Origin of the sequence: Actinomadura coerulea (genome assembly GCF_014208105.1) — a bacterium.
Classification (GTDB): domain Bacteria; phylum Actinomycetota; class Actinomycetes; order Streptosporangiales; family Streptosporangiaceae; genus Spirillospora; species Spirillospora coerulea.
Window position 1 is genome coordinate 5861827 of record NZ_JACHMQ010000001.1, and the last position, 9909, is coordinate 5871735.

Here is a 9909-nt window from a genome sequence, read left to right on the forward strand (position 1 = left end):
CAGGATCCATTTCTACCGGCAAGTTGAGGGCAGGAAGTAGTACCGGAAGCAAGCCGGTGAGATCTTAGGGACCACGACGACGCACCTCTCCAATCCGACCTCAAGGCAGCCTTACACAGGCTTCCATATTGTCAAGAAAGGACGGATCGTAAAGGTCGTCGACATGGTCGCTGTTCCAGAGTCCTGAGGTTGCAACCTTCTCGTTTTTTGCGCACAATCCGAGCCAGCTAGGAGTGGTTCGGTGAATGCCACCGGTTCGCTGAGAGAGGAGGGCAATCGAGTTGGCCCGTATGGATTTACGTTGCTCACGATCGGGCACTTCCAACCAGAGTAGCGGCATCGTGGCGATGTGGTCGCTTACCGCCTCCTCAAGGTGGTGCTCGGCTACTCGCTGCGGAGGACTCACTTCCTTCTGTCCCCAGGACTCAGCTACCTCGGCCAGCCAGTGACCGGTCTGTAGCAGTGCGCTGCCCACGTGTTGGCGAAAGATCGAGCCACGATGATTACCCACCCCAGCTTTCGCCCCGTCCACCGGTCCTCGATGTTGGGCGAGCCTGGTCCAGAAGTTCGCCTGGGAGGTGGCTCTCAAGGCGTGGCTCCCTACGCGCACCACCCGGAGCCGATCTCCTCCCGCTCGGACCTGGCCATTTTCGAGGAAGAACTCGACGCCATACTGCGGCCATCCGGTTTCCTGGGTGCAATCCCGGAGCAGTCGTGGTCCGCCCAGCCGCTCGGCCAGCTCATCGAGCAATCCGTAAAATCGATCGGTGTCGGCTCGGCGATCGTCTCGCAAGGCGCTCAACCCAGGATCTCCACGGTCGTACCCTCCGGGTACATCTCGGCAGGTTGTCCTCGCCAGAAGCAGGCGAAAGCCTGACCTAGTCGACGCGGCACCTTACCCGAGGCTCCCATGCCCGCGTTCCTGATGGTGACGAGGAAAGCCCCGAGCCCCGCATCTTTCCATTTAGTGCGCCGTATGAGCTTCGCATAGTCCGAGCTACTCGCCGCGAAAGCGACGACCGACGAGACGTCCCTACGTCCAGCCTCGCGAATCAGTAGATCTTCGAGCAACCCGCCAGGCCAGTCCGTTAAGCGCAGGATCTTGTTGTAGTCACCGATCGGTTCCTCGGCATGCAGCACCCCGTATCCACCGCTGAGAATGAGCAGTGGCGTGTCACGAGCTACCGCGTCGCGCAGCTCGCTTCCAGCAGTGGTGTAGAAGCCGCCGGTATACCGAAGCCAGGCAGGCAGCAACTGTCGTTCGTCTGCTTTCGCTGTCTCCAGATTGGACTGCCGTGCTGTCAGCAGATCGGATGGCCATGGGCTTTGCTGCCGAGAGCTCGGCTCGCCACCGGATTGTTTCCCCTTCGAGCAAGGAATCACCAGAAGAGTCTCGGCAGCAACAAGCTTTTGTAAGATCATTAGCCAGCCATCCGTCGACGCGGTGTTCCTGCAGGATAGCAATACCCATCAGAGCCGGACACCCTGGGCGAATGGTCAGGTACCGTCCAGGCTGGATCTCGTCAGCGGCATAACCGGCTGCTCGCCCAGCGCGAGATGAGACGACTCCGGTGGCCCGTGCGCGACCACGACCTGAACAAGATGCACGTCATCTCGGTCACCAGGTATCAGGTGTGGTCGCGCCGGGTGAAGCAGGGCGCCAGCGTCGACGCGAGGCGGCCGACGGATGGAGCATGCTTCGCTAACCCCTGAGCTTCACGGGCTCTGGCTGCTGGAGACGAGCCGTTGGAGGTCAGCGGTGACTACGCGATACGTGCTGCCTATACGAATGACCTTGCAAGGGAAGCGATTCTCGCGGGCGAGCTCGTAGGCGCGGGTTCGGCCGAGGCCGAGAGCGCGGGCGGCCGTCTCGATGGTGGTGGTAGTGGGGAGGGCCGCCAACTCCTCATGAGTCATCGGTTTCATGGTCACGCCTCCTGAGTGTTCGCGCGGCGATTGTCGAGGGGGGCGTTTTGTCCGCTGACCGCAGGCGGTATGAGGAGTGTCGGGTCGGTAATCGGTCTCGGGAAGTCGTTGGCCGCCGCTCTTACGCCAGCGTCGGCCTCGTACGTCTTGTCGCCGATGGCCGGGGACGCTGCGCCTCGACGGGTAGGTCGGGAGTGGACTGCATTGATGGTGGATTGCGCGTCGCTTAGGGCCGAGCAGAGAGCTTGGAGGTGGGGTCTTGCTTCAGCCAGGGCTCGGCCGTGGCGGCTCAGAACAGCAGCCAGGTCTTCACCGTGATCGTGACCGAGACGGTCGGCTCGCAGTTCTCGGAGGAAGAAGCGGTTGATCTGCTCGAGGAGCTGGTCAAGGCCGTAGACGGCCGCGCTAAGGTTGCCGAGGATGGTGTACGCAGTGGCGGGGAGTGTAAGGCTCGGAGGGCCGACGGAGGCGTGGTTGAGCTGGCGGACGTGTTCGTACAGGTTGGCCGCGAGACGCGTGGTGTCTTCGTCGTTACGAGCGGTCGGGGGAGCCTTCGTTTCGTCGGTCATGTGGGTCACTCCTTGTGGCCTTGGGGCACGTGCCGAGGCTGTGGTCCGTCATGGCTTCGCCTTCCTTGTGTGGTGGGGTGAGGGTGCGCAGGCTCGTCGTCTCGAACGCCGCACTGGCGCACATCTGCGTATCGTTACGCTTGTTTACGCTCCGTTAGTATGCGGTGGCGTCGGTCGTTACGCCACGACCGCTATCGGTGTGGCGCCAACTTCTCTGGTCGCTACTGCGATAGGCGGCGAGGGGCGGTGCGCGCCGGCGGTGTGGGCGCAGGCCCGGTAGATCGGTGGGAACGGTCTGCCTCCAGGTTGGGGAAGGGCAGAGGAAAGCCGGCGGCAGCGAGTCGCGCAGCGTTGTGCTCGGGTGTGTCGTTGGCCGGCACCCGGAACAACGTCGGGTTTGTCGGCCGTGGGGTCGGTTGGCGGAGTCGGGTGAGCTGGGCAGCAGCCTTACGGGCTGCAGCTGCTTGGGCGAAGCGTTGCTGCGATTGCCGGTGCTCCGCGATCGCTTCGATAAGGGCAGCGAGCTGCACGATCAGGTGGGAGAGGACGCCTGCGAGGCTCGGGCGATGACTGTGCGCCCCTCCGATCTGGGACAGAGCCAGAACCCGCGCAACCGTACGAAGGTTCGTGCCATAGGGCGTGGCGGGGGACTGGCGCGCGCAGGGTTCGCGAGCTGCTCGGTCATAGAAGTCGGCCGCGCGGGCGAGTTCCCGGTTGCCGGTGATGGCCGCGGTTACGTGTAAGACGTCGGAGGCCGCGGCTGCTAGGTCGGCACGAACGGCGGGGTCATGGATGTGGCGCATCTGCCAAGTAGCTGTCGCGGCGGCTCTTGCGGCCTGTTGGTAGGCGGCATCTCGCTCCTGGTGAGTCAGCTTCGCTTGGCTGAAAGAGCGCTGGCCGAAGTGCCTACCTTCATCGGGAGCCGACCAGCGGCAGCGGAGTTTTGGAAGGGTGAGGTTGGCGGCGAGCTTGCCGCCGGAAAACCAGACCGGCTGCCCCTCTCGGTTGGTGTGGCCCGGAAGCGCGACCGCGTAGCCCGTGATCTCCCCGGGAGTGCGGACGCTCTCGCGGGCCTTGACCAGCACTCCGGCCTGCTCAAGGGCGACGAAGAAGTCGTCCTCGGTCTCAGCTCCGGCAGCTGCGGTGGCAACGTGCCGGCGGAGGGTACTGCGGGGCGGTTCCGACCAGTTCTTTCGGTGAGCGAGTTCCGTCTCGGCTCGGGTTGGTCGGGGCGCTGCTGTGCGGTCGGCGGGTGCGGTTGGGGTTAGGCCGTAGCGGTTTTCGACAATGTGGCAGGCATGGGCGACCTTGAAGTAGTCGCGACGTAGGTTCGGGTTGCGTCCATCCTCGCGGGCCATGACGGCAACGAGATGGATGTGGTCATCGGCATGGCGGACCGCGATCCAGCGGCATGCCCTGTCATCACCTCGCGGCGCCAACCCGGTCTGGTGCATGACCTCCTCAGCAATGTCGGCCCAGTCTTCATCCGACAGGCGTCGGTCCGCCGGCGCTGCCCGGATCGAGCACTGCCAGATCGGCAAGGCAAGCGGCGTATGACGAAGCGTGTCGAGCGGAGAGGTCAGGACTCCCACCAGATGCCGATAGTCGCGGTCGCCTCTGCTGTCCGTGCCGGGCTCCAAAGCTATGGGCAGGCGGAACCCTGCAACAAGGTGGGGATCGACGTGCTCGTTACGTTTCCCTGGTCCGTAGAGGTACGACAGCAGTCGCGCGAGGCCTTGGCCGCGTGTCACTTTCCCGATCAACGCAGCAGCCGACCTACCTCAACAGACGAGGCGTCCACTCTCCGGAGAACCTTCTCCAGGTACGCTAACGAAGCGGATAGCTCCTGAGGAGCCCGTCCCGTTGCGTTCGCTATTCGGGCCAGTTGGTTGATGTTCACACCAATACGGTTCAGCTGTCGCGCAATACTGCGCAGTTCCTCACATAGCGCCAGGGTCGGTTGCTGTCCGAGCCTGTGCTGGCGAGTGGCTGCCTGAACGGTGTGGACGATAAATGTTCCGTAGGCAGCGCCCGCTCGATGGGCTGCCTCGCAGATCTCCTTGTACTCCTCTTCGCTTACTCGGAATCTCATCTCTCGATCTCGTCGACGCCCACCTGTGAGCTGCGAACGTCGTTGCAGCTTGCTCTGCCTGCTGACCTGCTCCTCGTCCGTGTTCCACCTCCTGCCGTACTCGTCGGACCGCGCCCGGTCGACTCAGCAAAGGGACGCGGTATGGAGCATCCTGGGTCCATACCGTGTCGCGACACGGCCCTACCTTGCAGCCCTCTATTAGGTCGCCCCTTCGACTCTACCGACTGAGGATATTCTCAGTCGGTAGAGCCCAAGCCGTGCCGAAGGGTGTCGTTCAGTGCCATCTAATTCAGGTTTTCAGAGAACAGGAGATACGTTATCTGCCCTCGAGGATGAGTGGGCTCCGCGACACTTGACTCCCGTAATTTTTCACGGGAGTCCCCGCGCAAGCACCCATAGCCGACCGGCAAGCAGTGCAGAGTCGCGGCGACATTCGGAACGGCAGCTGTTCGCTTCCGGCAGCCGCCGATGCCAGCTTCGCTGTCAGTCTCGGGCCGGAAGCCTCGATGTGGCCCTAACGCCGTCCGCGCCCGTCCACTCGTCCGCCGCGCGGCGGACGAGCCGTCCGCCGCTGTTTCGCAGCCGCCGTCCAAGCGGACGGAGCCGTCCACACCGGCGGACGGGCGCGGCGGGCCGTTGGTAGGGCGCTCGGGGCCAGCACGCACGGCCGAGGCAAGTCGTGCCTATCGCTTCCTCGCTGGAGGAGGCTCGGGAGCAAGCTGGGGATCGAGGCGCGGCCTCGCCAGCCAAGCGTGGCGGCGGGCTCGCTGGACAAATCCGCGAAGAGACTCCCAGCGTGCTGGTCAACATGCGTGCACCGCAGGCGTGGCTCGCCACTCGGCCCAGCAGACCAACCCGCAGAGCGGGAGTGACAGGGGCCGGTGGCGCAGCCTCAGCGCGAGCGAGCTGTCAGGCGAGTTCGAACCAGGTGTGCAAGCGACCGGCAGTGTCGGTGTCGTAGCCGAAGCGGTCGGCAAGGGTCTCGATGAGGACGATGCCGTGGCCGTGGTCGCGGGGTTCGGAGCCCTGGTGGCGGGTGGGGATGGTGGCGGCGCCCGCATCGATGACCTCGCAGCGCAGGGAGCTCCCGCAGTCATACAGCGTGAGGGTGAACGAACCGCCATGACGGGAGTCGGAGTGCCTGACGCTGTTGGTGCAGGCCTCGGAGATCAGCAGTTGTGCCGTGGCGGTGCGGTCGCTGCCGTCCAGTACCGCGGCGGCGAATCGGCGGGCCTCACCGACGCTCTTGGGGGTGGCCGGGAGGGTTACGCGACCGAGAGTGATCCACGTCGTCATGAGCTCATCGCCTTCGCGATGGCTGGGACGGCACGAGGGTCAGTGACCAGCGCCCAGTCGCGAGACCACACCCAGGCCCACGTTCCTGCCTGAGGGGCAGGGACACAGGCGACGAAACGGACCTTGTTGGTCCGACGGCTCGTGACACGAAGGACGGCTCTCTCGCCAGCCCCAAGGACCTCGGGGTGTACGTGGTGATGCGGCAACTGGCCAGCCAGCCATGTCAGAAGATGACAGCGCTGCCTTGGATGCAGTTCTTGTTCTGCTTTGTCCGACATAATCGAATTCCCGTCCGCTGCTCTGACCTGCAGTTTCCGGGACAAGCGTGCTCCGCGAGAGTTACCGTGTCGCCATTCCTAGGATCACCTGGAAATTCGTCCGATGGACGGAGACACGATGCACATCAACGAGTCCCCCGACCCGCGATCGTCGATGTGGGCGTGGATGGCCCACCACCTGCGCTTCCAGCGCATGCAGCACGGCATGTCAGGACACGCCCTTGCCGAGCTCCTCAACTGTGCGCGTTCCTCGATTTCCAGACTGGAGAACTGCGAAGCGAAGCTGACCGACGCTCAGGCGGCCGTCCTCGACGAGCGGTGGAACACCGGCGGGACGTTCGCGATCATGCTTTGGTACGCGCGGCTCGGACACGACCCCAACTGGTTGTGCGACGTGAAGTCGCACGTTTCGAGTGAATGCATGATTGGAGGCCGATGGAAAGTCGGAATGCATTCCAGGCTAGTGCCTGAGCCTGTCCCCGTCGTGACATGCGTGCTGGCTTCCTGAGTCAGTGGGTGTGAAGCTCACGGAAATCCCAAGGGGGCCGATTCCGTCTCGGTCCTACAGGTGGGGAAGGTCGAGTGCGGGGTGAACGCAAGTGAATCTTTGGTGATGCTCCGTTATAGGGACTCGCTGAGACGGGTGGGAAGGCAGCGTGACAGGGACGGGTCGTTGAGATGCGGCCGGCGGTGGGCAAGGAAACCACTTGCACCGCATGGGCACCGCTGTCCCCGGAGTAAAGAAGGCACCCAAGCTCGACCGCTTCTCGAACGTGCGGAACATGGAAACCCGGGTCAGGTCCAACGAGGTTGGTAGGCCGATCGTAAGAGGGGCATAATCCCTGGCCTGGACAGGATGCTCAAGAAGCCAATGCCGGTGGCCGAAAGGTGACAGGAAAGCGGACTGCGAAGCCAGCCCTCCGATGGACTGTCCGTATAACTGGCCGGATACGGGCCGATGCCCGGACGCGAAAGCGTGCTGACGTGAGCAGGTGGATCTTTGAAGGAAACTGTCTATGGCATCCGAACCGAGGGGCAAGTTGGACGCCGAAACGGCGAACGGACCTGAGGGCCTGCCGATCCCGGAACAGGGTCGTCTCGATCTGGATGAGAGTTCAGAGTGGGGGCGTATTGACTGGTCCGAACAGGAGAAGCAGGTACGCCGCCTACGACAGCGGATCTTCAAGGCGGTGCAGGAAGGGGACCTGGCGAAAGCCAGGAATCTACAGAAACTCATGCTGCGGTCGCAAGCGAACACTTTGGTGAGCGTGCGACAGGTGACGCAGCGGAACGCTGGACGGCGAACGGCGGGGGTCGATGGCGAGGTCGCTCTGACCCACCAGGCCAGAATGCGCATGGCGAAGCGAGTCCATCGCAGCAGGCAGGATTGGCGCCCCCGTCCGGTCCGGCGAGTGCACATTCCCAAGGCCGGTAACCCCGCGCGCATGCGTCCGCTCGGCATACCGGTGCTGATGGACCGCTGTCATCAAGCGCGAGTCCGGAATGCACTGGAGCCCGAGTGGGAGGCTCGGTTCGAGGCCAAGTCATACGGGTTTCGGCCGGGCCGAGGGTGCCATGACGCGATCGAGGCCATCTATGAGACGTGCAAAAGCAAGACCGCAGCACGGCTATGGGTGCTCGATGCGGATTTGGCTGCGGCATTCGACCGGATCGACCACGAAACGCTGATGGAGGCTATCGGCCTGTTTCCCGCTCGGGAGATGGTGCGTGAGTGGCTCCAGGCGGGAGTGTTCGAGGCGGGACGCGGGTTCGCTCCCACCGAGGAAGGAACTCCGCAGGGCGGGGTCATCAGCCCGCTACTGCTGAACGTCGCGTTACACGGTCTGGAAACGGTCGCTGGGGCCAGGTACAGAACTACCGGGCCCAAGGCAGGACGAAGTTATCCGGATTCTCCGGTAGTGGTCAGGTACGCGGACGACCTGGTGGTGCTCTGTCACACCCGCCATCAGGCCGTGCTGATCAAGGAGCGACTGGCGCGATGGCTGGGCGGTCGGGGCCTGTCCTTCAACGAGGATAAGACCCGCATTGTCCATGTGGCCGAGGGGTTTGACTTTCTCGGCTTCAACGTCCGCCGGTATGGCTCCAAACTCCTGATCAAGCCTAGTAAGGCGGCCGTACAGCGGATCAGGTCGAGACTCGCGTTTGAAATGCGTCGGCTGCGCGGCGCAAACGCGAAAGCAGTGATTGCCGCCCTGAACCCCGTGATCCGGGGGTGGGCGGCGTATTATCGACCGGTGGTGTCGTCGAAGGTTTTCGAAGATCTCGACACGCACGTGTGGAGACTCACCTACAAGTGGGCCACGCACAGCCATCAGAATAAGCCAAAGTCATGGATTATCCCCAGGTACTATGGCCAGTTCAACAAGTTCCGGAACGACAGGTGGGTGTTCGGGGATCTCGAGTCCGGCGCCTACTTGGTTATGTTTCGGTGGACGGAAATTAAACGGCACGTCATGGTTAAAGGATGGGCGTCTCCGGACGATCCTTTCCTGGCCGAGTACTGGGCTCACCGCCGCAGACGGAGTAAGCCGCCGCTCGATCGGTACACCATCAGGCTACTGGACGAACAGAACGCCATATGCCCGAGGTGCGGGGACTATCTGCTGACCGCAGAGCAGCCGCCGCAATCCCCACAACAGTGGGAAAGCTGGTGGCAGCAAGTTACCCGGCGAGCAATAGCGGCGAGCTATCTCCTGATCGTGGATGCCCCGGAATCCGGCCGCCATGGTGGCGCCAGGACCCGCTTAGTGCATACACACTGTCATCGAAGCTGGCTCTATAGCCAACGTCGAAGCAGAACGCAGCGTGACCCTGAACCGTCGCTTGGATCTGCTTGAGCCGTGTGCCGTGACGAATGGCACGCACGGTTCTGAGGGGGCGGGGACGCAGTAATGCGTCCCCGCTACCCGACCAAAAACTTCACGGAGTCTGAGGGACGCGCGTCCGTGCTGCGGATCTACAGCGGCCAGCTGATTCCTGCCCTGCTGCAGACGCCTGCCTACGCACGCGCCCTCCTGGTTGAGGGGCGAGAGCCAGGGATAGACGCGATGGTGGAAGCGCGGATGTCACGGCAGCAGATCCTGACCAAGGAAAGCCCGGCCGATCTGTGGGTTCTCCTGGCGGAGACAGCCATGGCCTGCCTGGTGGGTGGCAGGACGGTCATGCGGGAGCAACTCGCCAAGCTGCTTGAGGTGTCGGAGCTGCCGAACGTAATGCTGCGGATCGTCCCGAACACGGCGGGCGCGAATGCCGGGCTCGACGGGCCGTTCAAGGTCATCAAGGTCAGGGAGGGACAGGTCGGCTACGTCGAGGCCCCCACCGGCGGAAGGCTCGTCCCAGAGGCCGCCGAGGTCGACGGACTACTCGACAGGTTCGACCGCATAGGGGCGGTCGCCCTCCCCGTAGACTCCAGTCGGAGCCTGATCAAGCATCTGATGGAGGCCTTGACGTGACTTCCCCCCAGTGGCGCAAAAGCAGCCGATCCAGCGATGGGACGAGCGGCCAGTGCGTGGAGGTTGCCCAGCTCGACAACGCCATCGGCCTACGAGACAGCAAGGCCCCGAGCAGCGGGCACCTCTCGCTTTCCATGGGCAGCTTTGCCGGCCTTGTCGCCAGGGCGAAGAGGAACGAACTGGGCTTCAACGCTCAGCGGTAGGCAAGAGCGACCTTGAAAATGCAGGAGGGCCAGATCCGTCCAGCCCTCCTGCATTGGTTCGCTCGCGTAACA

The 9909-nt window shown here is 63.5% G+C and carries 10 protein-coding genes; 4 read left to right on the forward strand and 6 right to left on the reverse strand.

What is annotated here, in order from left to right; genetic code table 11:
- Nucleotides 1-100 precede the first annotated feature (100 nt).
- The 6 genes from BKA00_RS26950 to BKA00_RS26980 all read right to left on the reverse strand — a co-directional run bounded on the left by BKA00_RS26950 (nt 101) and on the right by BKA00_RS26980 (nt 5883).
- Nucleotides 101-802, reverse strand: coding sequence for a GIY-YIG domain-containing protein (locus tag BKA00_RS26950; protein ID WP_185029438.1), 702 nt, complete (start codon nt 800-802; stop codon nt 101-103).
- The gene (locus BKA00_RS26955) at nt 799-1422 is read right to left on the reverse strand and encodes a YaaA family protein (RefSeq protein WP_230298759.1); all 624 of its coding nucleotides are present in this window, start codon (nt 1420-1422) and stop codon (nt 799-801) included. The genes BKA00_RS26950 and BKA00_RS26955 overlap by 4 nt, the downstream gene beginning before the upstream one ends.
- Before the next feature lie 506 nt (nt 1423-1928).
- Nucleotides 1929-2495: a hypothetical protein gene (locus BKA00_RS26965; protein ID WP_185029440.1), complete on the reverse strand. Its 567-nt coding sequence runs from the start codon at nt 2493-2495 to the stop codon at nt 1929-1931.
- Between the two features lie 221 nt (nt 2496-2716).
- Nucleotides 2717-4258, reverse strand: coding sequence for a relaxase/mobilization nuclease domain-containing protein (locus BKA00_RS26970; protein WP_185029442.1), 1542 nt, complete (start codon nt 4256-4258; stop codon nt 2717-2719).
- On the reverse strand, nt 4255-4635 hold the full coding sequence (locus tag BKA00_RS40905; RefSeq protein WP_420829721.1) for a plasmid mobilization protein: 381 nt from the start codon (nt 4633-4635) through the stop codon (nt 4255-4257). Before BKA00_RS40905 ends, BKA00_RS26970 begins: the two co-directional genes overlap by 4 nt.
- 861 nt (nt 4636-5496) lie before the next feature.
- Entirely contained in the window at nt 5497-5883 is a 387-nt protein-coding gene (locus BKA00_RS26980; protein ID WP_185029445.1) for an ATP-binding protein, read from the reverse strand.
- A gap of 396 nt (nt 5884-6279) precedes the next feature.
- On the opposite strand from BKA00_RS26980, the gene BKA00_RS26985 reads away from it, so the two are divergent.
- The 4 genes from BKA00_RS26985 (at nt 6280) to BKA00_RS27000 (ending at nt 9837) form a co-directional block, all read left to right on the forward strand.
- On the forward strand, nt 6280-6669 hold the full coding sequence (locus BKA00_RS26985; RefSeq protein ID WP_185029447.1) for a helix-turn-helix domain-containing protein: 390 nt from the start codon (nt 6280-6282) through the stop codon (nt 6667-6669).
- Between the two features lie 508 nt (nt 6670-7177).
- A complete protein-coding gene (ltrA, locus tag BKA00_RS26990) occupies nt 7178-9019 on the forward strand; it encodes a group II intron reverse transcriptase/maturase (protein ID WP_185025919.1) in 1842 nt (613 codons plus the stop codon).
- Between the two features lie 54 nt (nt 9020-9073).
- Entirely contained in the window at nt 9074-9634 is a 561-nt protein-coding gene (locus tag BKA00_RS26995; protein ID WP_268248266.1) for a DUF5753 domain-containing protein, read from the forward strand.
- On the forward strand, nt 9631-9837 hold the full coding sequence (locus BKA00_RS27000) for a DUF397 domain-containing protein (RefSeq protein WP_185029451.1): 207 nt from the start codon (nt 9631-9633) through the stop codon (nt 9835-9837). Before BKA00_RS26995 ends, BKA00_RS27000 begins: the two co-directional genes overlap by 4 nt.
- Nucleotides 9838-9909 lie beyond the last annotated feature (72 nt).

Excerpts from the sequence above, each read along its gene's own strand:
- BKA00_RS26995 (WP_268248266.1), top strand. The coding sequence starts at position 9,074 with ATGCGTCCCCGCTACCCGACCAAAAACTTCACGGAGTCTGAGGGACGC.
- BKA00_RS26965 (WP_185029440.1), bottom strand. The coding sequence starts at position 2,495 with ATGACCGACGAAACGAAGGCTCCCCCGACCGCTCGTAACGACGAAGAC.
- ltrA (WP_185025919.1), top strand. The coding sequence starts at position 7,178 with ATGGCATCCGAACCGAGGGGCAAGTTGGACGCCGAAACGGCGAACGGA.
- BKA00_RS26985 (WP_185029447.1), top strand. The coding sequence starts at position 6,280 with ATGCACATCAACGAGTCCCCCGACCCGCGATCGTCGATGTGGGCGTGG.
- BKA00_RS26980 (WP_185029445.1), bottom strand. The coding sequence starts at position 5,883 with ATGACGACGTGGATCACTCTCGGTCGCGTAACCCTCCCGGCCACCCCC.
- BKA00_RS26955 (WP_230298759.1), bottom strand. The coding sequence starts at position 1,422 with ATGATCTTACAAAAGCTTGTTGCTGCCGAGACTCTTCTGGTGATTCCT.